The organism is Curtobacterium sp. MCPF17_050 (assembly GCF_003224435.2).
In the GTDB taxonomy this organism is placed as follows: Bacteria; Actinomycetota; Actinomycetes; order Actinomycetales; family Microbacteriaceae; genus Curtobacterium.
On sequence record NZ_CP126250.1, the window covers coordinates 1,413,712 to 1,436,164 of the forward strand.

At 71.7% G+C, this 22,453-nt stretch carries 20 protein-coding genes and 2 tRNA genes; 14 read left to right on the plus strand and 8 right to left on the minus strand.

Features of this window, described 5'->3' with window-relative positions; all coding sequences use genetic code 11:
• Positions 1-9: 9 nt before the first annotated feature.
• The 7 genes from DEJ34_RS06705 (at position 10) to DEJ34_RS06735 (ending at position 6,719) form a co-directional block, all read left to right on the plus strand.
• Positions 10-1,104, plus strand: a complete 1,095-nt coding sequence (locus DEJ34_RS06705) for an ABC transporter permease (RefSeq protein WP_110910920.1) — start codon at positions 10-12, stop codon at positions 1,102-1,104.
• 2 nt (positions 1,105-1,106) lie between these two features.
• Positions 1,107-2,105, plus strand: coding sequence for an ABC transporter permease (locus DEJ34_RS06710; protein WP_110825333.1), 999 nt, complete (start codon positions 1,107-1,109; stop codon positions 2,103-2,105).
• On the plus strand, positions 2,102-3,808 hold the full coding sequence (locus tag DEJ34_RS06715) for an ABC transporter ATP-binding protein (RefSeq protein ID WP_375232121.1): 1,707 nt from the start codon (positions 2,102-2,104) through the stop codon (positions 3,806-3,808). The genes DEJ34_RS06710 and DEJ34_RS06715 overlap by 4 nt, the downstream gene beginning before the upstream one ends.
• A gap of 138 nt (positions 3,809-3,946) precedes the next feature.
• Positions 3,947-4,822: an ATP-binding cassette domain-containing protein gene (locus tag DEJ34_RS06720; RefSeq protein WP_110825334.1), complete on the plus strand. Its 876-nt coding sequence runs from the start codon at positions 3,947-3,949 to the stop codon at positions 4,820-4,822.
• Positions 4,819-5,826 carry a D-isomer specific 2-hydroxyacid dehydrogenase family protein gene (locus tag DEJ34_RS06725; RefSeq protein ID WP_110910919.1) on the plus strand — a complete coding sequence of 336 codons (1,008 nt, stop codon included), beginning with the start codon at positions 4,819-4,821 and terminating at the stop codon, positions 5,824-5,826. Before DEJ34_RS06720 ends, DEJ34_RS06725 begins: the two co-directional genes overlap by 4 nt.
• Before the next feature lie 128 nt (positions 5,827-5,954).
• Positions 5,955-6,027 (plus strand) — tRNA-Asn (locus tag DEJ34_RS06730).
• Between the two features lie 179 nt (positions 6,028-6,206).
• Positions 6,207-6,719, plus strand: coding sequence for a hypothetical protein (locus DEJ34_RS06735; protein ID WP_110910918.1), 513 nt, complete (start codon positions 6,207-6,209; stop codon positions 6,717-6,719).
• A 36-nt stretch (positions 6,720-6,755) separates the two neighbouring features.
• On the opposite strand, the gene def is transcribed toward DEJ34_RS06735, so the two are convergent.
• Positions 6,756-7,331, minus strand: coding sequence for a peptide deformylase (gene def, locus DEJ34_RS06740; RefSeq protein WP_110825337.1), 576 nt, complete (start codon positions 7,329-7,331; stop codon positions 6,756-6,758).
• A 39-nt stretch (positions 7,332-7,370) separates the two neighbouring features.
• Here def and DEJ34_RS06745 point away from each other — a divergent pair, with 39 nt between their 5' ends.
• From DEJ34_RS06745 to DEJ34_RS06765, 5 genes are all read left to right on the plus strand, one after another.
• Complete coding sequence (locus DEJ34_RS06745; RefSeq protein WP_181419591.1) at positions 7,371-8,285, plus strand: multidrug DMT transporter permease; 915 nt, start codon at positions 7,371-7,373, stop codon at positions 8,283-8,285.
• Between the two features lie 170 nt (positions 8,286-8,455).
• The gene (locus DEJ34_RS06750; RefSeq protein WP_258368240.1) at positions 8,456-9,688 is read left to right on the plus strand and encodes a glycosyltransferase; all 1,233 of its coding nucleotides are present in this window, start codon (positions 8,456-8,458) and stop codon (positions 9,686-9,688) included.
• Positions 9,679-9,753, plus strand: a tRNA-Ile gene (locus tag DEJ34_RS06755). The genes DEJ34_RS06750 and DEJ34_RS06755 overlap by 10 nt, the downstream gene beginning before the upstream one ends.
• 64 nt (positions 9,754-9,817) lie before the next feature.
• A complete protein-coding gene (locus DEJ34_RS06760) occupies positions 9,818-10,888 on the plus strand; it encodes an AI-2E family transporter (RefSeq protein ID WP_258365971.1) in 1,071 nt (356 codons plus the stop codon).
• Between the two features lie 131 nt (positions 10,889-11,019).
• Positions 11,020-11,553: a DUF3145 domain-containing protein gene (locus DEJ34_RS06765; RefSeq protein WP_110825338.1), complete on the plus strand. Its 534-nt coding sequence runs from the start codon at positions 11,020-11,022 to the stop codon at positions 11,551-11,553.
• Positions 11,554-11,995: 442 nt separating this feature from the next.
• On the opposite strand, the gene DEJ34_RS06770 is transcribed toward DEJ34_RS06765, so the two are convergent.
• The 6 genes from DEJ34_RS06770 to aceE all read right to left on the minus strand — a co-directional run bounded on the left by DEJ34_RS06770 (position 11,996) and on the right by aceE (position 19,770).
• Entirely contained in the window at positions 11,996-13,240 is a 1,245-nt protein-coding gene (locus DEJ34_RS06770) for a beta-ketoacyl-[acyl-carrier-protein] synthase family protein (RefSeq protein WP_110825339.1), read from the minus strand.
• 88 nt (positions 13,241-13,328) lie between these two features.
• Positions 13,329-13,577 (minus strand): acyl carrier protein, encoded by a 249-nt coding sequence (locus DEJ34_RS06775; RefSeq protein WP_058741348.1) that lies wholly within the window; start codon positions 13,575-13,577, stop codon positions 13,329-13,331.
• Between the two features lie 84 nt (positions 13,578-13,661).
• Complete coding sequence (locus tag DEJ34_RS06780; RefSeq protein WP_258368238.1) at positions 13,662-14,738, minus strand: beta-ketoacyl-ACP synthase III; 1,077 nt, start codon at positions 14,736-14,738, stop codon at positions 13,662-13,664.
• The gene (locus DEJ34_RS06785) at positions 14,735-15,697 is read right to left on the minus strand and encodes an ACP S-malonyltransferase (protein WP_110889656.1); all 963 of its coding nucleotides are present in this window, start codon (positions 15,695-15,697) and stop codon (positions 14,735-14,737) included. Before DEJ34_RS06785 ends, DEJ34_RS06780 begins: the two co-directional genes overlap by 4 nt.
• 94 nt (positions 15,698-15,791) lie before the next feature.
• On the minus strand, positions 15,792-17,018 hold the full coding sequence (locus DEJ34_RS06790; protein WP_110910917.1) for a PucR family transcriptional regulator: 1,227 nt from the start codon (positions 17,016-17,018) through the stop codon (positions 15,792-15,794).
• Between the two features lie 7 nt (positions 17,019-17,025).
• Positions 17,026-19,770: a pyruvate dehydrogenase (acetyl-transferring), homodimeric type gene (aceE, locus tag DEJ34_RS06795; RefSeq protein WP_110910916.1), complete on the minus strand. Its 2,745-nt coding sequence runs from the start codon at positions 19,768-19,770 to the stop codon at positions 17,026-17,028.
• A gap of 243 nt (positions 19,771-20,013) precedes the next feature.
• Between aceE and DEJ34_RS06800 the strand changes: the two genes are divergently transcribed.
• On the plus strand, positions 20,014-20,502 hold the full coding sequence (locus DEJ34_RS06800; protein WP_110825343.1) for a peroxiredoxin: 489 nt from the start codon (positions 20,014-20,016) through the stop codon (positions 20,500-20,502).
• A 110-nt stretch (positions 20,503-20,612) separates the two neighbouring features.
• Complete coding sequence (locus DEJ34_RS06805) at positions 20,613-21,542, plus strand: alpha/beta fold hydrolase (RefSeq protein WP_181422206.1); 930 nt, start codon at positions 20,613-20,615, stop codon at positions 21,540-21,542.
• Here DEJ34_RS06805 and DEJ34_RS06810 read toward each other — a convergent pair.
• Positions 21,535-22,422 carry a L,D-transpeptidase gene (locus DEJ34_RS06810; RefSeq protein ID WP_146236883.1) on the minus strand — a complete coding sequence of 296 codons (888 nt, stop codon included), beginning with the start codon at positions 22,420-22,422 and terminating at the stop codon, positions 21,535-21,537. The genes DEJ34_RS06805 and DEJ34_RS06810 overlap by 8 nt on opposite strands.
• Positions 22,423-22,453: the final 31 nt, after the last annotated feature.

Consider the following 22,453-nt stretch of genomic DNA (forward strand, 5'->3'; position numbering starts at 1 on the left):
ACCCACCCCGTGACCCTCACGAACCCCGAGGCGATCGACACGGAGCCGACGAAGCCACAGGCACAGCGACGTGCCAGTGGCGGCGGCGGACTCGGTCGGTACGTCCTCGTCCGCTTCCTCCTGATCTTCCCGACGGTCTTCATCCTGGTGACGCTCGTCTTCTTCCTGATGCGCGTCGTCGGGAACCCGATCACCGCCTCCGTCGGTGGTCGCCTCACGCCGACCCAGCTGCAGGAACGCCTGCACGCCGCCGGCTACGACCGACCGGTGATCGTCCAGTACCTCGAGTACCTCGGCCAGATCCTTCGCGGCGACTTCGGCACGACGTCGACCGACAACCGGCCGGTCACCGAGATCATCCTGCAGTACGGCGGCGCGACCGCCGAGCTCGTCTTCTACGCGCTCATCGTCGCCCTCGTGCTCGGCATCCCGCTCGGCATGCTCGCCGCCTACCTGCGCGACAAGTGGCCCGACGTGCTCCTCCGCGCGCTCGCGATCCTGACCTACGCGACGCCGGTGTTCTTCGGCGGCCTGCTGCTCAAGCTCGTGTTCTCCGTGTGGCTCGGCTGGCTGCCCCTCGGCGACCGCGCGTCGACCCGCGCGCAGCTCATCCTCGACCGGATCGAGAACCCGACCGGCATCTACATCATCGACGCCCTGCGGACGGGCAACGGCCAGATCATCAGCGACGTGCTGCAGCACGCCGTCCTGCCGGCGCTGACCCTCGGCCTGCTCACCGCGGGCATCTTCCTGCGCCTGGTGCGCGCGAACATGATCGGGTCGCTCGGGTCCGAGTACGTCGACGCGGCCCGGTCGCGCGGTGTCCGGGAGTCCCGCCTGGTCCGGACGCACGCGTTCCGACCGGCCCTCGTGCCGATCATCACCGTGATGGGCCTGCAGATCGCCATGCTGCTCGGCGGCTCGGTGCTCACCGAGACGACCTTCGGCTGGCGTGGCCTGGGCTTCGAGCTCAACCAGTACCTGTCCGCCCGTGACTTCGTCGCCGTGCAGGGCATCGTCGCGATGCTGGCGGTGATCGTCGCCGTCACGAACTTCGTCGTCGACGTCATCGCGGCACTCATCGACCCGAGAGTGAGGTTCTGACGATGTCCGACATCACCCTCGTCGACCGCCACGAGCCGCTGTGGAAGCGGCTCCCCGTCGTCGTCCAGCTCCGTCGGAGCACCGGATGGCAGCGCGCCATGCTCATCGTCGGCGTCGTCATCTGCGCGCTGTTCCTGCTCGTCGCGCTCTTCGCCCCGCTCATCGCCCCGTACGGCTTCGGCCAGCAGCAGGGCGCGGACGGCGTGAACTTCCCGCGCACGGCGGCGCCGAGTGCCGAGCACATCTGGGGCACGACCGTCGGCGGGCTCGACGTCTTCAGCCGCGTCCTCTTCGGCACGCGCACCGCGGTGCTCGTCGTCATCGTCGCCGTGATCGTCTCGATCACCATCGGCGTCCTGCTCGGCATGGTCTCCGGCTACATCGGTGGCTGGCTCGACCGGATCCTCGTGGTCGTCGCGGACGCGATCTACGCGTTCCCGTCGCTGCTGCTCGCGATCGTCGTCTCGATCGTCGTCTCTGGCGGCCGGTCGACCTACTGGGGCGGCATCATCGCCGCGGCGATCTCGATCACCGTCGTCTACATCCCGCAGTACTTCCGCGTGGTGCGTGCCGAGGCCGTCCGTCTGAAGAACGACGCGTTCGTCGAGTCGGCGCGCGTGATCGGCACGAACCCGTGGCGCATCATGACCCGGCACGTGCTCCGGAACTCCACCCGGTCGCTGCCGCTCATCCTCACCCTGAACGCGAGCGACGCCGTGCTGACCCTGGCCGGCCTCGGCTTCCTCGGGTTCGGCATCGGACCGACGCAGGGTGCGGAGTGGGGCTACGACCTCAGCCGTGCACTGTCCGACGTCGCCAGCGGCGTCTGGTGGACGGGCGTCTTCCCGGGTGTCGCCATCGTGCTGCTCGTCCTCGGTGTCACGTTCATCGGTGAGAGCCTCAACGACATCTCCGACCCGCGTCTCCGTGCGCGTCGTCGGCTGAAGCAGCTGGTCTCCACGCGTCGCGCGGCGGCCACGACGGAAGGAGCGGGCTCGTGAGCGACGTCCCCTCGGGCCTCCGGTCCGACACCGGCCGGACGGCAGCCGACCCGGTGGTCGTCGTCGACGACTTGACCGTCACCTTCGCGACCGACGGCGGCGCCGTCGACGCGGTGAAGGGCGTCAGCCTCGACGTCCGCCCGGGTGAGGTGCTCGCCCTGGTCGGCGAGTCGGGCTCCGGCAAGTCCGTGACGGCGCGGAGCATGCTCCGGCTCATGCCGGAGACCGCGACGCTCGGCGGCGCGGTGCTGCTCGACGGCACCGACGTCGTGTCGGTGGGCGCGCAGAAGCTCCGCGACCTGCGGGGCACGGCCGGCGCGATGGTGTTCCAGGAGCCCTCCACGGCCCTCAACCCGGTGTTCACGGTCGGCTGGCAGATCGCCGAGGGCCTCCGGGCGCACGGCGGGATGTCGAAGAAGGAGGCGCGCGCCAAGGCGATCGACTACCTCGGCCGCGTCGGCATCCCCGACCCGGAGACCCGCGTCGACCACTACCCGCACCAGTTCTCCGGCGGACAGAAGCAGCGCGTCGTCATCGCGAGCGCGCTGGCCCTCGAGCCGAGCGTCATCATCGCCGACGAGCCGACCACCGCGCTCGACGTCACCGTGCAGGCCGAGATCCTCGACCTGCTCCGCCGGTGCCGTGACGAGTTCGGTGCGGCGATCGTCGTCATCACGCACAACATGGGCGTCGTGGCCGACCTGGCCGACCGGGTCGCCGTCATGTACCAGGGCGAGATCGTCGAGGAGGCGCCGGTGCACCAGCTCTTCGCGGCGCCCCAGGCCGACTACACGAAGCGCCTGCTCGCCGCGGTGCCCCGGCTCGAGGCGTCGACCGGCGTCGCCCGCCGTGCGGCGATCACCGAGGACGTGGAGCCCGTCGTGTCCGCGAAGGGCCTGGAGATCGTCTACCCGGGCCGGCTCGGCGCCGCGCCGTTCCGTGCCGTCAAGGGCGTCGACCTGTCGATCCGTCCCGGCGAGGTGCTCGGTCTGGTGGGGGAGTCCGGTTCGGGCAAGACCACCATCGGCCGCGCGATCGCCGGTCTGACGAAGATCACCGGCGGCTCGCTCGAGGTGCTCGGGACCGAGATGCTCGGGTACAAGGAGCGCGACTTCAAGCGGCTGCGGAAGGACATCGGGTTCGTCTTCCAGGACCCGGCGACGTCCTTCAACCCGCTGCTGACGATCGCCGAGGCCGTCGCCGAGCCGCTCGTCGTGCACGGCGTGGCCTCGTCGCCGCGCGCGGCCCGCAAGCAGGTCGACGAGCTCATGGAGGCCGTGCAGCTGCCCGCGGCGTACGGCGACCGGTACCCGCACGAGCTCTCCGGCGGACAGCGGCAGCGTGCGTCGCTCGCCCGGTCGCTCGCGCTCCGGCCGAAGCTGCTCATCGCCGACGAGCCCACCAGTGCGCTCGACGTGTCGGTGCAGGCCCGCGTGCTGGAACTGTTCCTCGAGTTGCAGCAGGACTTCGGCTTCGCGTCGCTGTTCATCAGTCACGACCTCGCCGTCGTCGGCGCGCTGTCCGACCGGATCGCGGTGCTGTACCGCGGCGACCTGGTCGAGACCGGCACCACCGCGCAGGTCCTCGGCGCGCCGCAGCACCCCTACACGCAGCGGCTGCTGGCCTCGCTGCCGGTGCCGGACCCGGAGGAGCAGGCCGAGCGACGGCGTACGCTGGAGCGACTGGAGCAGGCCGGAGCCTGACCGCTCGGTCAGGACCGACGGCAGCAGGACCAGCCTGGAGGCCCGGCCCCCGTCCGCGACGCACGTCGCGTCGGCGGGGCGGCCGGGCCTCCCGACACGGTGCCGCAGCAGGGTGCGCGCGGCACGAGAAGGGGTTGCATGACCGGGGAGAACGGGCCGGCCGTCGTCGCGGACGACGTCAGCATCGAGTACCGGGGCGGTGCGGTCACCAGCCCGATCCGGGCCGTCGACGGCGTGAGCCTGTCACTCGGCTGGGGTGAGGTGCTCGCGGTCCTCGGTGCGTCCGGTTCCGGCAAGTCGACCTTCGCGGCGGCGGTCGCGGGTCAGCTCGGCACGAACGGCGAGGGCGAGGGTGCGCACCGGCGTCGGGTCATCGGCGGGGAGCTCACCGTCCTCGGCGAGCGGATGCGCCGGATCCGGCCGTCCTCGCGACGCCACGCACGGCTGACCGGACAGATCGGCTACCTGCCGCAGGACGGCGCGGACCGCCTCCGCCCCGACCTGCTCGTCGGCGAGGCCATCGCCGAACCGATCTACGCGCGCGACCGCCGGTTCGACCGGAAGGAGGCCGGGCTCATCGTGGCGCGGCTCGTCGACGCCGTGCACCTGCCGCTCGGGGTCCTGCGGTTGAACACGTGGGAGCTCTCCAGCGGCCAGCGGCAGCGCGTGGCCCTGGCCCGTGCGCTCGTGCTCGAACCGCAGCTGCTCGTCGCCGACGAACCCGCGCGCGGTGTCGACGTCCTCGTCCGCCAGTCCGTGCTCGAGGCCCTGGTCGGCCTGCAGCGGAAGCGCGCGTTCTCGGCGATCGTGGTGTCGAGCGACCTGCGCGAGGCCCGGGCACTCGCGGACCGGGTGGCCGTCATGAACGAGGGCCGGCTCGTCGGGCTCGGGACCTTCGACGAGGTGCTCGACAACCCGCTCGACCCGTACGTCCGGACGCTCGCCGCGACGGCGTCGCGCCCGGTGAAGCGCAAGCCGGTCGCGGCCGGCCGAGGAGGGGTACGACAAGCATGAGCGAGCAGCACCAGCACCGCGGACACCGGGCGGTCGTCACCGACGGCGGGCGTCCCCTGCCGGTCGGGCCGCCCACCCCGGGTGCCGTGACGATCCTGCCGACGCCCACCGATCTGCACGAGGACGCCGTGCGGCAGGCGGGCGGGACGCTCGCCGACCTCGGCAGTGACACGCGGGGCATCGTCTGGCTCGACGCGAGTGACCCCGACGGCCTGCAGCAGGCGCTGACGATCGCCCCGGGGGTGACGTGGGTGCAGCTGCCGTTCGCCGGCGTGGACGCGTTCGCCCACCTCATCGCGGAGCACGGCGACCGCGTGCTCTTCACCTCGGCCAAGGGCGCCTACGCCGAGCCGGTCGCCGAGCACGCCCTCGCGTTGACGCTCGCGACCCTGCGGGTGCTGCAGAAGCGCGCCCGCACGACGACCTGGGGCCGCGAACCGGAGGGCCTGTCGCTCTACGGCCGGCACGTCGTCCTCATCGGCGCCGGCGGGATCGCGCTCGAGTACCTGCGCCTCGTCGCGCCCTTCGACGTCCGGGTCACCGTCGTCCGCCGTTCCGCCGACGACGTCCCCGGCGCCGACCGCACCGTCACGACCGACCAGCTCGACGACGTGCTGCCGGACGCCGACGTCGTCGTGGTCGCCGCCGCGATGACGGCGGGGACGTCCGGCCTGCTCGGCGCGCACCAGTTCGCGCTCATGCCCGACCACGCCCGACTGGTGAACATCGCCCGTGGCGGGCTGGTCGACACCGACGCACTCGTGGACGCCCTGCGGTCCGGGAGCATCGCCGCCGCCGGACTCGACGTCACCGACCCGGAGCCGCTGCCCGACGGGCACCCGCTGTGGAGCGAGCCGGGCGCCCTCGTCACGCCGCACCAGGCGGACACCCCGGACATGGTCGCGCCGCTGCTGGCGGAGCGGGTCGGCACCAACGTGGCGGCGTTCCTCCGCGCCGACGGCACCGGCTTCATCGGCGTGGTCGACCCGGCCGCGGGGTACTGACGATCCGCCCCTGACCAGGGCTTCCCGTGCGGCACGCCCGGGATGCGCGACCGATGCGCGGGACGCTGGACGTTTGCTGCTATGCTGTTACCCGCTGTTCAACCGCTCTCCGGCGGAGGACACAGTGATCCTCGATAGCTCAATTGGCAGAGCAGCCGGCTGTTAACCGGCAGGTTGTTGGTTCGAGTCCAACTCGGGGAGCGACAGGCCCTCACCCTCCGGGGTGGGGGCCTCTTGCGTTCCGGCCCGGCTCGCCCGTCCTTGCGCGACTCGCCCGTTCCGGCGCGACCCGTGTGCCGCACGGCGCGGGCCTGCGGTTCCCGGGCGCCGTGGTGCGCATCCTCAGCCGATCGTCCGCCCGATGCTGTTAACGTCCACAGGTGCCCCGTCGTCCCCGCCGCTCCGCGACCACCGTCGCCGTGCTGGCGCTCGGGCTCGCCGTGACGGCGCTCACCGGGTGCTCCTCGGCCGATGACATCACGGACCGCGCGGTGGCGGAGGAACCGACGTCGTCCGCGAGCACCGGGGCGTCGGGCCCGAGCGGGTCGGCACCGATCGTGTTCGCCTTCACCTGCGCCGTCGGCGACGGACCGGAGACCGAGACCTACACGACCGCCGCGGCCGTCTGGGAGGACGGCAGGACCTCGTGCACGGCGGCACCGATCACGGGCACCGAGCCGTCGGAGCAGCAGCGGTCCGCCCTGGCCGCCACGGAGGGCGACGCGACGCTCGAACAGCTCGCGGCAGCGTGCGCCGTCAGCGGGACGGCGCCGTGGACGGGTGCCGTGACGAGCCGGTCGCAGGCGCACCTGGCGGCCGGGCTCGAGCGCTACTGCCCGGGGCACCCCGAGATCGACCGGCTCCGGGACGCCCTGGACACGTACCGGGGCTGACGCCCGGCTGCCGGACGCGGTGTGCCGGTGGAGCGTTCAGCCCTCGGGGTGGTCCCGACCCGGCAGCCACGACTTCCCCGGACCGCCCCAGCTGTTCTTCCGCACGGCCTTCTGCGCCTGCTTCGCGTACGGGTGCACCAGCCGGTCCGCGTACAGCAGGCCGTCCAGGTGGTCGTACTCGTGTTGGAACACCCGAGCGAGCCACCCGTGCGCCTCGATCTCGAAGGGTTCGCCGTACTCGTCGACCGCGCGGAGGAGGGCGCCCTCCGACCGGCGCAGCGGGAAGCGCTCCCCGGGGATCGACAGGCACCCCTCGGACTCCTCGTCCTCGTCGAGCTCCTCCACCGACTCCGGCAGCGGGGGAGTCGTCCACAGCACCGGGTTGACCGCGACACCGCGCCACAGCACGCCGTCGTCGTCCGTCCACGAGTAGACGAACAGCCGCTTGCCGACACCGACCTGAGGACCGGCGAGGCCGACACCGGGAGCGAGGTCCATCGTCTCGACCATGTCGGCCACGAGTGCGCGGAGGGCGTCGTCGAAGACGGTCACCTCGGTCGCGGGGGTGTGCAGGACGGGGTCACCGGTGATCCGGATCGGCAGGACGGGCATGCTCCCAGGGTATCCGCGCGGGTCGGATAGCCTCGACCCGTGACACCGGACCTGCCGATCCCCGACGTGGTGCAGAACCTGACCCCGTTCCAGGCCCTGATGATCCCCGTGGCACTGGTCGGTGCGGTGTTCCTGTCGCTCGGTGCGCAGTTCCAGAGCCGCGGCGTCCAGCGCGTCGAGGCCCGGCTGGGGCAGCAGTCGAAGGGCCTGTCCGTCCGACACGTCCTGGCCCTGCTCGGCAGCGGCAACTGGGTGCTCGGCACGCTCATGCTCGGTGCCGCCATCGTGCTGCAGCTCGTCAGCATCACCTACGCGCCGCTCATCGTCGTCCAGCCCCTCGGTGCGGTCGCCCTGGTGGTGACGACGTGGTTCTCGTCCCGCAGCAGCGGCGTCCCGCTCGGCACCCGGGCACGTCGGGCGGTGTGGACGTGCATCGGCGGCGTCGGCCTGTTCGTGCTCATCGCCGCGCTGTACGGCCGGGAGAGCCCGATCGGGCGCGGGCAGCTCATCACCGTCCTCGTGGTCCTGGCGGTCGTGCTGGGGCTCGTCGTGGTGTCGTTCCGGCTCGTGGCCAAGCGGCGGAACGCGCTGTACTACATCATCGGCGCCGGGGTCCTGTACGGCTTCGTCGCGACGCTCGCCAAGGTCACGCTGAACCGCATCGTGAACGGCACGTTCGACTGGGTGACGGTGTTCGCGATCGTGGGGGTCGTCGTCGCCTCGGCCGTCGGGGCGTACTTCGTGCAGAACGCGTACTCCAGCGGGTCGGCCGACCTGGTCATCGCCGGCCTCACGGTCGTCGACCCGATCGTCGCCGTCGGCATCGGCGTGATCGTCCTCGACGAGGCCGCCGGGGCGCCGGTCGGCGCCGGCATCGGCTTCCTCGTCGCCGGGGCGATCGCGATCACGGGCGTGTTCCTGCTCGCGAAGCACCACCCCGACACCCGCCGCTAGCGGGCGGACGGGAGGCGTGCCTCCCGTCCGGCACGACCCCGGGGGATGACCCGGGTCAGCCGCGCGGCGGAGGCGGGCGGCCAGAGGGGTGCGGTAGCGTTCCGAACCGACCAGACCGGCCGTCCGTCAGGACGCGCGCCGGTGACCGCGACGAGAGGACGACCCCCGCCGTGTCAGCAGACGCCAGGACCGAGACGACCGACACCACGGCCGCCACCGGGGGGCGACGGCCGCTGCGGGTGCTCATCGCCGCCGACACCTTCGCGCCCGACGTGAACGGTGCGGCGACCTTCACCGAGGAACTCGCGGTCGGGCTCGCGCAGCGCGGGCACGAGGTGCACGTCATCGCCCCGTCCTGGAACCGGACGCACCACGGCTCCTTCGACGAGGAGTACCGCGGCGTCACGCTGACCGTCCACCGGCTGGCTTCGTACCGCTGGCCGGCACACGCCTGGTACCGGTTCGCGTGGCCGTGGACGGTCCGCAAGCACACGGCCCCGGTCATCGACGCACTGCAGCCCGACGTCGTGCACATCCAGTCCCACATCGTGGTCGGCCGCGGCGTCGCCCGCGAGGCACACGACCGGGGCATCCGGATCATCGGCACGAACCACTTCATGCCCGAGAACCTGCTCGAGTACACGCCCTTCGGCAAGCGGACGACGCCCATCGCGCTCAAGATCGCCTGGCGGGACGCGGCGAAGACCTACCGGCTCGCCGAGGCGATCACGACGCCCACCGAGCTCGCCGCCGACTACCTGCGCGACGCGATCGCCGGGCAGCCGGTGCTCGCCATCTCGTGCGGGATCGACGCCACCCGGTACACGCCGGCGACCGGACGGCCCGCCGGCAACGACATCGTGTTCGTCGGCCGGGTCGCGCCCGAGAAGAACCTCGACGTCGTCATCCGTGCGCTGCCGCTCCTGCCCGCCGCGCTCGACGCCCGTTTCACGATCGTCGGCGACGGCGACATGATCCCGAAACTCACCGCGCTCGCGCAGGAGCTCGGTGTCGAGGACCGGGTGCGCTTCCTCGGGTTCGTCCCCGACGAGGTCAAGCTCCGCACCCTGACCGAGGGCACCGTGTTCGTGATGCCGTCGACGGCCGAGCTGCAGAGCATCTCCTCGCTCGAGGCGATGGCCTCCGGGCTGCCCGTCGTCGCGGCGGACGCGATGGCGCTCCCGCACCTCGTCGACGGCAACGGCGCCCTGTTCGCGCCGGGCGACGAGCACGACCTCGCCGCGAAGCTCGCCTCGGTGCTCACCGCGCCCGACGACGAGTACGCCCGCATGCGCGCACGCAGCCTGACGATGATCGAGGCACACGACATCAACCGCACCCTCTCCACGTTCGAGGCGCTGTATCGTGGGGAGCCGGTGGCCGCTGGCCCCGAGGGGCGGTAGCCAAGCTGGTCAAGGCAGTCGGCTCATAACCGAACGATTCGCGGGTTCAAGTCCCGCCCGCCCTACGTGCACCTGCCGTCCAAGAAGCGCCCTCCCGAAGACACGAGTCACGCGCCCACCCCGAACGTGATGTTCGAGGTGAGCCGGGCCGGCACCGGTGTGCGCGTCAACGCCTTCCGCATCGGGTTCATGGGCGCGATCGGTGTGCTCGTCGCACTGTTGGCCGGCACGCTCATCCACGAGCTGAGCACCGTCCTCGTCTACATCGGCGTCGCGCTGTTCATCGCGCTCGGCCTCGACCCACTCGTGACCCTGCTCGAGCGGTACATCCCGCGGTGGTCGGCGATCCTCGTCGTCGTCGTCGCGGTGCTCGGCGCGTTCGTCGGGGTCGTCTTCGCGATCGTGCCGCTGCTGGTGGAACAGGCCACGAACCTCGTCCAGAACTTCCCCGAGATCGTGGACGACATCTCGCGACAGGGCTGGGTACAGGACCTCTCGCGACAGTTCGAGGGGTCGTTCGACGTCGACCACGCACTGGAGTCCGCGCAGAAGTTCGTCGAGAACCCGGGCAACCTGCTCTCCCTCGGCGGCGGCATCCTCGCCGTCGGCAGTGGCATCCTCTCCGGCCTGACCGGTGCCCTCATCGTCATCATCCTGATGCTGTACTTCCTGGCGTCGATGCGCGGGCTCAAGACGATGGCGTACCGGTTCGTGCCGGCGTCCCGTCGGGAGAACTTCGTCGCGGTGAGCGAGGAGGTCACGTCGTCGGTGGGCCGCTACGTCGTCGGCCAGATCACCCAGGCCGGCATCAACGGTGTGCTGAGCATCATCTGGTTGCTCATCATCGGAGCGCCCCTGCCCGTGCTGCTGGCGACGTTCGCGTTCCTCGGGTCGCTCATCCCGCTCGTCGGCACGATCGGCGCCGCGGTGCTCATCTCGTTGCTCTGCCTGTTCGCCTCGCCGGCGACGGCACTGGCTGCGGCGATCTACTACCTCGTGTACATGCAGGTCGAGGCGTACATCATCTCGCCGCGCATCATGTCGCGGGCCGTGCAGGTCCCCGGGGCCCTCGTGGTCATCGCCGCGGTCGCCGGAGCGACGGTGGGCGGGGTGCTCGGCGCGCTCGTGGCCGTGCCGGCAGCAGCGTCGGTGATCATCATCGTGCAGAAGGTCATCTACCCGCGTCAGGAACTGGCGTAGGGGATCCGGCTCCGCGGTCTTCGTCCGGGTGCTTGCCGTTCCCGGTCGGCAGCTGGCATGATGAGCGTGTCCTGCGGGACATCACAATCGCATACCGATGGTCCCGAACGGGTCCTCCGCAGTCCAGGTCGATGGGGAAGTCGCACCTGACGATCGGAGGAATCGTGACTGGGACAACGTCAGGAGTGCTCTACGTGCACTCCTCACCACGCGCGCTCTGCCCGCACGTCGAATGGGCGGCAGGTCGCGCGATGAACCGCGCCGTGAACTTCTCGTGGCTCGACCAGCCCGCGCTCGACGGCTCACGTCGCACCGAGTTCACCTGGTCCGGCCCCGTCGGGTCCGGCGCGGCGATCGCCTCCGCCCTGCGCGGTTGGGAGCACCTGCGGTTCGAGGTCACCGAGGACGCCACCGCTCATTCCGACGGCGGCCGGTGGATGCACACGCCGGACCTCGGCGTCTTCTACGCGCAGACCGACGTCACCGGCAACATGGTCGTCCCCGAGGACCGGGTCCGCTACGCCATGGAGGTCGCCGGCAGCAACGCCCTCGACCTGCACCGCGAACTGCGACTCGCGCTCGGTCAGGCATGGGACGACGAGCTCGAGCCCTTCCGGCACGCGGCCGAGGGCAACCCGGTCGTCTGGCTCCACCGCGTGGGGTAGTCCCGGGCCTGCTTCCTCCGATCGACGGCGTCGCCTCTGCCGAGGCGGCGCCGTCGTCTGCGTCGCGGGCCGGGGTCCGACGCGCGCGGGCCCCTGCGCCGCGGTTCCGGAATCCGCTCATCTCGCGCGCCGAGAGCGGCGCATCGTGGAACCACGACGGACGTGAGCGGCACGTCGTGCGACCGCGGGCGAGCGCGGGCGACCTCGGGCAGCGGGGGGCCGACGGGCAGCCGGGAGGCGCGCCTCGCCCGGGCGCAGACGTCCAGGTTCCGGGATGCGCGGACTTCGCGCGTCGAGAGCCGCACATCATGGGACCTGGGCGGACGTGAGCGGCACGTCGTGCGACCGCGGAGGGGTCCCGGGAGCGCGCCGACCGGCGGCGCACGCAGGACGACGGAGGCCCGCCCCGCGACGCGGGACGGGCCTCCAGGCCGACGGCGGATCAGACCGAGCGGAACGCGACCACGGCGTTGTGCCCACCGAAGCCGAACGAGTTGCTCACCGCGAGCAGGTCGCCCGCCGGCAGCTCCCGCGGAGCGGTCGCGACGTCCATCACGATCTCCGGGTCCTGCTCGGTGAGGTTGATCGTCGGCGGTGCGAGACGGTTCTCGAGCGCGAGGACGGTGAAGACCGCCTCGATCGCGCCGGCACCACCGAGCAGGTGCCCGGTCGACGCCTTCGTGGCGGACACGACGACCTGGTCGAGGTGGTCACCGAAGACCCGACGCATCGCGTGGTACTCGGCCACGTCGCCGACCGGGGTCGACGTCGCGTGGGCGTTGACGTGCGCGACGTCAGAACGGCTGGCGTCCGCGTGCTCGAGCGCCATGATGACCGCGCGGGCGGCGGCGGAGCCCTCGGGGTCCGGCGCGGTGATGTGGAAGGCGTCGGACGTGATGCCGGAACCGGCGACCTCGGCGTAGATGTGCGCGCCGCGGGCCTCGGCGTGCTCCTTCGTCTCGAGGATGAGCGCGGCGGCGCCGTCGGCGAGCACGAAACCGTCACGGGTGACGTCGTACGGACGGGACGCGGTCGCGGGGGAGTCGTTCCGCCGCGAGAGTGCCTGCATCGCGGCGAACGCCGCGAGCGGCAGCGGGTGCAGCGCGGCCTCGGCACCACCGGCGATGACGATGTCGGCGTCACCGAAGGCGACGTGGCGGTAGGCCTCGGCCAGGGACTCCGTGGAGGAGGCGCAGGCGGAGAGGTAGGTGCGGGCGCCACCACGGGCGCCGAACTCCATCTCGATGGCGGCGGCCGGGCCGTTCGCCATGAGCATCGGGACGGTCATGGGCAGGACGCGTCGCGGACCGCGCTCCCGCAGGGTGTCCCATGCGTCGAGCAGCGTGTTGACGCCGCCAATGCCGGTCGCCCAGTCGACGATGAGCCGCTCCGGCACGACGGACTCGGCGTCGATGCCGGCGTCGGCCCAGGCTTCACGAGCCGCGATGAGCGACAGCTGCGAGGACGGGTCGAGTCGCTTCGCCTCCGGGCGGGTGAGCTGGTCGGTGACGAAGCGGCGCGCCTGACCGGCGAACTCCACGGGGAGCTCGAGCTCGGCGTAGCGCGTGTCCTCGATGCGGGTGATACCGGACTCGCCGGCGAGCAGGGCCGCCCAGGATTCCTTGGCGGTCGCAGCGAGGGGACTGATCGCACCGATCCCGGTGACGACGACGGTTCTCTTGGTCATGGACGACGGTTCTTTCTGCGAGGGACAAGACGAGCGCCGCGGGCCACGACTCGAGGGTCAGCGGCCCGCGGCGCTCAGGAAGCTCGTTTCAGGCCTGGGCCTTGACGATGAAGTCGACGGCGTCGCCGACGGTCTTGAGGTTCTTGACCTCTTCGTCGGGGATCTTGACGTCGAACTTCTCTTCGGCGTTCACGACGATGGTCATCATCGAGATGGAGTCGATGTCCAGGTCGTCGGTGAACGACTTGTCAGCGGCGACGGTGTCGGTGGCGATACCGGTCTCGTCGTTGATCAGCTCGGCCAGGCCGGCGAGGACTTCTTCGTTGGACAGGGCCATGAGTGTTCTCCTTGAGGGGGGTGTCGTTTGACCGTGGGACAGCCTAGGGCACGGGCACTGCCCGCGCCCGGAGGCGCGAGGGGACTAGGGGAGGACGACCACCTGCGCGCCGAACACGAGTCCGGCGCCGAAGCCGATCTGCAGGGCGAGTCCGCCCGACAGTTCCGGGTGCTCGGAGAGCAGGCGGTGCGTGGCGAGCGGGATGCTCGCGGCCGAGGTGTTGCCCGTCGTGGTGATGTCACGGGCGATGGCGACGGTGTCCGGGATCCCGAGCTGCTTGGCGAACTCGTCGATGATCCGGATGTTTGCCTGGTGCGGCACGAACGCCGCGAGCTGGTCGGCGCGGACACCGGCGGCCTCGAGCGCCTGGCGTGCGACCTTGACCATCTCCCAGACGGCCCAGCGGAACACGGTCTGCCCGGCCTGGCGCATCGTCGGGCGGGGGGCTCCCGCCTCCCACTCGTTGTAGGTCGCGGTCATGCCGATCGCGTCCCACTTCGAGCCGTCGGAGCCCCAGATGCTCGGCCCGATGCCGGCGGTGTCGCTCGGACCGACGACGGCCGCGCCCGCCCCGTCCCCGAGGAGGAACGAGATGGAGCGGTCGGTCGGGTCGACGACGTCGCTGAGCTTCTCGGCGCCGATGACGAGCACGTGGTCGGCGATGCCGGACTTGATGAACGAGTCCGCCTGCGCGATCCCGTACGCGTATCCGGCACACGCGGCGCTGATGTCGTACGCCGCGGCCGGTGCAGCACCGATCCGCTCGGCGAGCAGGGACGCCATCGACGGCGTCGCCACGGTGTGGGTGACGGTCGCGACGAGCACGACGCCGATCTGGTCGGGGGTGAGCCCGGCCTTCTCGATCGCCTCGCGCGCGGCGGCCTCGGCGAGGTCGACTGCTTCGACGTCGCGGCCGGCGCGCATGCGGGTCACGATGCCGGTGCGCTGGCGGATCCACTCGTCGGAGGAGTCGATCGGACCGACGAGGTCGTCGTTCGGGACGACGTTCTCGCCGCGCGCGGCTCCGAAGGCGAGGATGCGGGTGAACTCGTGGCCGCGTCGCTGGGACAGGACCGGTCGGTCGCCGGCCTGGAGGCCCGTGGTCGCGTCCGTCCCGCCGGTGGCGTCCGTCTCGACGGCGGTGGTGCTGGCGTCGGTCATCGGGCGGCCTCCGTGGACTGGGCTGCCTCCGTGGACTCGTCGGCGGCGCTCTGCAGCAGCTCGACGGCGGCGGGCAGGTCGTCCGGGGTCTTGATCGCGACCGTCGGCGTGCCGCGGAGACCGCGCTTGGCGAGGCCGACCAGGGCCCCGGCCGGTGCGAGCTCGATGATGCCGGTGACGCCGGCCTGCTGGAAGGAGGTCATGACGGCGTCCCAGTGCACCGGGTTGGCGATCTGCCGGACCATGAGGTCGACGAAGCGGCGACCGTCCCGGACCTGCGACCCGTCGGCGTTCGTCCAGAGCGGGAGGGTCGGGTCCTGCACGGTCGCGGCCGCGGCGACGGGTGCGACCCGGTCGACGGCCGGCGCCATGAAGCGCGTGTGGAAGGCGCCGGCGACGGCGAGGGGGACGACGCGGGCCTTCGCGGGCGGCTGTTCCGCGAGGCGGGCGATCGCGTCCGCCGGACCGGCGACGACGGTCTGCCCGCCGCCGTTGTGGTTCGCGGCCGTCAGCCCGAGGGAGTCGAGCAGGGCGGCGAGCTCGTCGGCGTCACCACCGAGGACCGCGGCCATCGAGGTCGGCTCGAGTGCGGCGGCGTCGGCCATCGCCCGGCCCCGCTCGGCGACGAGCGACACGGCGTCGGTCGGGGTGAGGACCCCGGCGACGGCGGCGGCGGTGAACTCGCCGACCGAGTGCCCGGCGACACCACCGACGAGGGCGCGGCGGTCGTCGGCCAGCAGGGCGTCGGCCGTGACGAGCCCGGCGGCGACGATGAGCGGCTGCGCGAGGGCGGTGTCCTTGATGGTGTCCGCGTCGGAGTTCGTCCCGTGCTCGGCGAGGTCCACGCCGATCGCGTCGGACCACTGCCCGACGCGGTCACGGACGGCGGCGTCCTCGAGCCAGGGGGCGAGGAAGCCGGGGGTCTGGGAGCCCTGTCCGGGCGCGACGACGACGATCACCGCTCAATGATGCCGGGCAGTCACCGTCGGGCACGTGTGGACTCCCCACACGGATTGCCGGGATGCCTTGTAGGAACCCCACCCGGTGGGGTCGTCAGCGGCGCGTGGGGCGACGGCGCGTGGACGCCGCTTCGGACATCGCGCCGAGGATGAGCGCGGACTGCACGATGAGGGCGTCCCGCGCGTGCGTGGCGTCCCACCCGATGATGTCCGCGACGCGGCGGAGGCGGTAGCGGACGGTGTTCGGGTGCACGAAGAGTTCACGCGCCGTCGCCTCGAGCGACCGACCGGTGTCGAGGTAGCACCACAGGGTCTGCAGGAGCTCGGTGGACTGGTCCTTGAGCGGCGTGTAGATCCGCTGCACCAGGGCCGAGCGGGCGAGGGGGTCGCCCGCGAGCGCACGTTCCGGCAGCAGGTCGTCGGCGAGGGCCGGTCGTGGTGCGCCCCGCCAAGCCCGGGCAACGGCGAACCCGGCCAGGGCGGCCTTCGCGCTGGTCGAGGCGTCGACGACCCCGGGGACCTCGTTGCCGAGCACGAGGTGGCCCTCGCCGAACAGCGGTTCGAGCTCCTGCGCGATCGACATGAACGACACGGGTTCCTCACCCTCGGGCACGTCGTCGCGCGGGGTCGCCCGTCCGATGACGACCACGAGCCGCGAGCCCTGCACACCGATGAGCACGTCGGCGTCCTGGTGGCGGGCCGTCCGGCGGACCTGGTCGACCTCGAGCTGCTTCGGCGCCGTCCCGACCAGGACCGCGACCTCGCCGTGCCCGTGCCAGCCGAGGGCGGCGATGCGCGACGGCAGTTCGTCGTCGTACTCGCCCGACAGGATCGAGTCGACGACGAGGGCCTCGAGCCGGGCGTCCCACAGCCCGCGGGCCTCCGCCGCACGGGCGTAGACGTCGGCCGCCGCGAACGCGATGTCGCGCGAGTACTTGAGGATCGCCTCCTGCAGCATCTCGTCGTCGGCGGCGCGCTCCTCGACCACGGTCACCACGACACGGATGAGCTGCAGGGTCTGCTGCAGGCTCACCGAGCGCAGGAGTTCACGCGGGGCCGAGCCGAAGACGTCGGCGGCGGCGATCCACGGGGTGGAGGCGCTGCCCTCGAGCCACGAGATGAACGACGTGATGCCGGCCTGGGCCACCATGCCGACGGCCGAGCGACGGCCAGGGGGCATCTCGCTGTACCAGGGCAGGGTGTCCTCGAGCCGCTTGATCGTCGCGGTCGAGAGTTCGCCCGACACCTGCCGGAGCCAGGAGAGCGCCCGTTGCCGGTCGTCCTCCCGGCCCGCGGCGGTGGCGGTGCGGGGTGTGCTCACGCGGAGATCAGCTCTCGCCGCCCGCGCTGCCGGTCGTGCCGGCGGTCACGTCGTGCAGGCGGTACTTGTCGATCGCCTGCTGGAGGACCGACGCGTCGAGCTTGCCCTGCCGGACCAGCTGCTGCAGCGTCCGCACGACGACCGAGGGACCGTCGATGTGGAAGAAGCGGCGCGCTGCCGGACGGGTGTCCGAGAAGCCGAAGCCGTCGGCACCGAGCGTGGCGTAGTCGGACGGGACGAACGGACGGATCTGCTCCTGCACGGCGTGCATGAAGTCGCTCACCGCGACGACCGGGCCCTCGGTCCCGAGCAGGCGCTCGGTGACGTACGGGGTGCGCGGCTCGTCGTTCGGGTTGAGGAACGCGTGCTGCTCGGCGTCCACCCCGTCGCGGTACAGCTCGCCCCAGCTCGTGACGCTCCAGACGTCGGCGGACACGCCCCAGTCCTCGGCCAGGAGCTGCTGCGCCTCGAGGATCCACGGCACGGCGACACCGGACGCGAGCAGCTGGGCCTTCGGGCCGTCGTGCTCGCTCGGCTTGAGCAGGTACATGCCCTTGACGATCCCCTCGACGTCGACGCCCTCCGGCTCGGCCGGCTGCACGAGCGGCTCGTTGTAGACCGTGAGGTAGTACATGACGTTCGGGTCGACGTGCGACGGGGAGCCGTCCTCGTTCGTGCCGTACATCCGCTCGAGGCCGGTGCGGACGATGTGCCCGATCTCGTAGCCGTAGGCGGGGTCGTACGAGACGACGGCCGGGTTCGTCGCGGCCAGCAGCGGCGAGTGGCCGTCGGCGTGCTGCAGGCCCTCCCCGGTCAGGGTGGTGCGACCGGCGGTTGCGCCGATCATGAACCCGCGGGTCATCTGGTCGCCGGCGGCCCAGATCGCGTCGCCGGTGCGCTGGAACCCGAACTGCGAGTAGAAGACGTAGACCGGGATGAGCGGCTCGCCCTGCGTCGAGTACGAGGTGCCGACGGCGGTGAACGCCGCGAGGGCGCCCGCCTCGTTGATGCCGACGTGGATGATCTGGCCCTGCGGGCTCTCCTTGTACGCCAGGAGCAGCTCGCGGTCGACCGACGTGTAGTGCTGGCCGTTCGGGTTGTAGATCTTCGCCGTCGGGAAGTACGCGTCCATGCCGAACGTGCGGGCCTCGTCCGGGATGATCGGGACGACGCGGTTGCCGAAGTCGGGCGAGCGGAGCAGGTCCTTCAGCAGACGGGCGAACGCCATCGTCGTGGCGACCTCCTGCTTGCCGGAGCCCTTCTTGACGATCTGGTACTTCGACTCGTCGGGCAGGTTGACCTGCGTGTACTTCGACCGACGTTCCGGCACGTAGCCACCGAGCTCACGGCGGCGCTCGTGCATGTACTGGATCGCCTCGTCGTCGTTGCCCGGGTGGTAGTACGGCGGCGTGTAGGGGTTCTCCTCGAGCTGCGCGTCCGAGATCGGGATGCGCATCTCGTCGCGGAACTGCTTGAGGTTGTCGAGCGTGAGCTTCTTCATCTGGTGGGTCGCGTTGCGGCCCTCGAAGCTCGGGCCGAGGCCGTAGCCCTTGACCGTCTTCGCGAGGATGACGGTCGGCTGGCCCTTGTGCTCCGTCGCCGCCTTGAACGCCGCGTAGACCTTGCGGTAGTCGTGGCCACCGCGCTTGAGGTTCCAGATCTGGTCGTCGGTGTAGTCCTTGACGAGCTCGAGCGCCTTCGGGTCACGCCCGAAGAAGTTCTCGCGGACGTAGGCGCCGTTCTCGGCCTTGTACGTCTGGTAGTCGCCGTCCGGCGTCGCGTTCATCAGGTTGAGGAGCGCGCCCTCGGTGTCGCGGGCGAGCAGGTCGTCCCACTCGCGGCCCCAGACGACCTTGATGACGTTCCAGCCCGCGCCGCGGAAGAACGCCTCGAGCTCCTGGATGATCTTGCCGTTGCCGCGCACCGGGCCGTCGAGGCGCTGGAGGTTGCAGTTGATGACGAAGTTCAGGTTGTCGAGGCCGTCGTTCGCCGCGACCTGGAGCTGGCCGCGGGACTCGACCTCGTCCATCTCGCCGTCGCCGAGGAAGGCCCAGACCTGCTGCTCGGAGGCGTCCTTGATGCCGCGGTTCGACAGGTACTTGGCCTGCTGCGCCTGGTAGATCGCGTTGATCGGGCCGATGCCCATCGACACGGTCGGGAACTGCCAGAAGTGCGGCATGAGGCGCGGGTGCGGGTACGAGGACAGTCCGCCGCCGGCGTGCGACTTCTCTTGGCGGAAGCCGTCGAGCTGGTCCTCGCTCAGGCGGCCTTCCATGTAGGCGCGGGCGTACATGCCGGGGGAGGCGTGGCCCTGGAAGAAGACCTGGTCCCCGCCCGACGGGTGGTCCTGCGCGCGGAAGAAGTGGTTGTAGCCGACCTCGTACATGGCGGCGCTCGACGCGTACGTCGAGATGTGGCCGCCGACGGCGATGCCGGGACGCTGCGCGCGGTGCACCGTGATGGCCGCGTTCCAGCGGATCCAGCGGCGGTAGCGGCGCTCGAGTTCCTCGTCGCCGGGGAACGTCGGCTCGTCCTCGGGGGCGATCGTGTTGACGTAGTCCGTCGTCGGGACCATCGGCACGCCGAGGTGCAGCTCGTTCGAGCGCTTCAGCAGGCTCTGCATGATCTCGCGGGCCCGCTGGTGCCCGTGCGTCGCGACGAGACCGTCGAGGGACTCACGCCACTCGGCGGTCTCCTCCGGGTCCTGGTCCTGCCCTGCGGTGCTGCGCGGGTCCTGGTCGTTCACCGTCACCGTTGACCTCGTTCGTTCTCGTGGTGGTGGACATGTCGAGCCGTCGGTGGTCGGATCACGACCGGGGACGGGCCGCGTCCACTCTAGGCCCACGCACCGACGGCGATGCTGATGACGACGCGGTCCGGACGGCACTTGCGTTCGCGGGCCGTCGGCGTAGCATGGCCGACCGTGCGTCCGCGACCGGTGGATGCGTGGAATCGACGGGCACACCCAACGCCCGGGGAGAGAAGCACCACCACGATGGCACTGGAGATCGGCTCACTCGCGCCGGACTTCGAGCTCCCGAACCAGTTCGGTGAGCACGTCCGACTCAGCGACCACCGCGGCCACCGCCCGGTCGCCCTCGTCTTCTTCCCGCTCGCGTTCTCGTCCACCTGCACCGACGAGCTCTGCACGCTGCAGGACAACATCGCGATGTTCCAGGACCAGCGCATCGAGCTGATCGGCATCTCGGTCGACTCGAAGGCGACGCTCCGGTCCTTCGCGCAGGCGAACGGCTACGACTTCGAGCTGCTCGCCGACTTCTGGCCGCACGGTGCCGTGTCCAAGGAGTACGGCGTCTTCCTCGAGAAGAAGGGCTTCGCCACCCGCGCGACCTTCGTGATCGACGTGCAGGGACGCATCAAGGCGTCGATCATCACCGAGCCGGGCGTCGCCCGCGACGTGACCGAGTACCGGGCCGCCCTGGACCGCCTCGCCGCGTGCTCCGCGCCGGTCCCGGTCAGCTGACCCGGGCCTCCCGGCCGCTGCGCGCCCGCTGACGGACGACCACCTGCCCTCCCCGGCACGGTCTGCTCCGAACCCCTGACGGTGCCCGAGCGCACCGGACTGGAGGCACGGTGACCGCCACCGACACCGGCTCGGCCCCGCAGGTCGGCGGGGTCCCGGACGACCGCTACGCGCCGTACCCCGTGGTCGACGACCCGGCCCGCTGGGGTCTGACCACGACGACGACCGCGACGGACGCCGGTCCGGCCGTCGTCCACCACCGCCGCGGTGTGCGGCCGCTCCTGTTCCTGCACGGTGTCGCCGGGTCGTGGTCGACGTGGACGCCGCTCCTGGCAGCAGCGGACGGGCTGCCGGGCCGCGGCCTCGTGTTCGTCGACCTGCCCGGGTGGGGGGCGTCGCCCGCGCCGGAGGTCCCGCTCGACGTGGACGACTCCGCCCGGGTGCTCGTCGCGGTGCTCGACGCGCTCGGCCTCGACGACGTCGACGTGGTCGGGCACTCGATGGGGGCCTTCGTCGGCCTGCACCTCGCCGTCGACCGACCCGCTCGGGTGCGGTCCCTCGGGCTCGTCTCGGGGACGACGTTCGCGACCGCGGCGGCATCGCGACACCCCGTGCGGGCGCTGCGGTCCCTGCCGGCGTTCACCCTGTTGCGCGCCGGGCTCGCCGTGACCCGCGGGTCCGCGCACACCGTCCTGCGGGCGTTCGCCCGGGTCGGGCTGCTCCCGCTCCTCGCGGCACCCGTGTTCGCGGCCGTGCGCCGACTCGACCGCAGCGTCCTCGACGCCTTCGTCGAGGAGTTCCGGCCGGCCGGGTTCCTCGGCGCAGCCCGCTCCGCGGCACACTACGACACCCGTCGCTGGTCCGCCGTGCGGTGTCCGGTGGTGGCGGTCGCCGGGTGGCAGGACGTGTTCGCCCGGACCGACGACCTCGACCGGTTGCGGCGGGCGCTGCCGGACGTGCGGACCGTGCTGCTCGAGGACTGCGGGCACTTCGCGCACGTGGAGCGGCCGGACGCGGTCGTCCGGGAGCTGCTCAGCTGAACTCGATCGGTGTCCCGATCGGCAGCCCGGCCAGGGCCTCGGTCATCACCGCCGAGATGCGGACGCACCCGTGCGACGACCCGTTCGGTTCCGGGTAGTAGTGCAGGGCGGTGAGGGCGGCGTTCCCGCCGTAGCCGGCGAGCGTCGCGGAGTGCGCGCCGGTCAGCGAGATCGGGTGCCCCTGCGTGTACGTCACCTGCGGGTCGACGTAGTTCGCCTCCATGTACGTCTTCGTGTCCGTCGGCGTCGGGTCCTGCGGGGTGCCGAGGCGCGCGGCCTCGCTCGTCTGCACCGAGCCGTCGCGACGGACGATCGCGATGGTCGACGCCTGGTTGTCCACACGCACGACGCGGTCGATGCCGGTCAGGGTGAAGTCCGCGGCGCGGGCCCACGCGAACGTCGCACTCGGGGCGGTGGCGACCCCGCCGTCGCCCGGTGTCCGGTTCCGCGCGGGCGTCGAGACGAGCACCATGCCGCCGTCCTGTCCGGGCGCGCGGTCCCAGACGGCGGTGACCGTCGGGGTGTCCAGCGTGGACACCGAGGACGACAGCGTGGCGACGGGAGCGGCGTCGGCGTCGGGCGAGGCGTACAGGGGGACGAGCGCGGTCTTCGGGGTCGCCGTCGTCCACCGGTTCTCCGCCTCGACCTGCGACCCGTCGAGGAGCCCGCCGATCACGGCGTCGTGGAACGCGAGCGGCAGGGCGGCCAGGGCGGCGTCCGACGGCCGTGCGGGGACGGCCGGCAACGGCGTGCGCGACGGCGTCGGGCTGGGCGTGGCGGACGGCGCGGCCGCGACGGGCGTGGGGCGGGCCTCCTGGCCGGTGCCGGAGAGCGCCCAGGCGGTCGTCCCGGCCACGACGACGACGGCGAGTGCGCTCACGCCGACGATCCACCGTCGTCGCGTCCCGTTC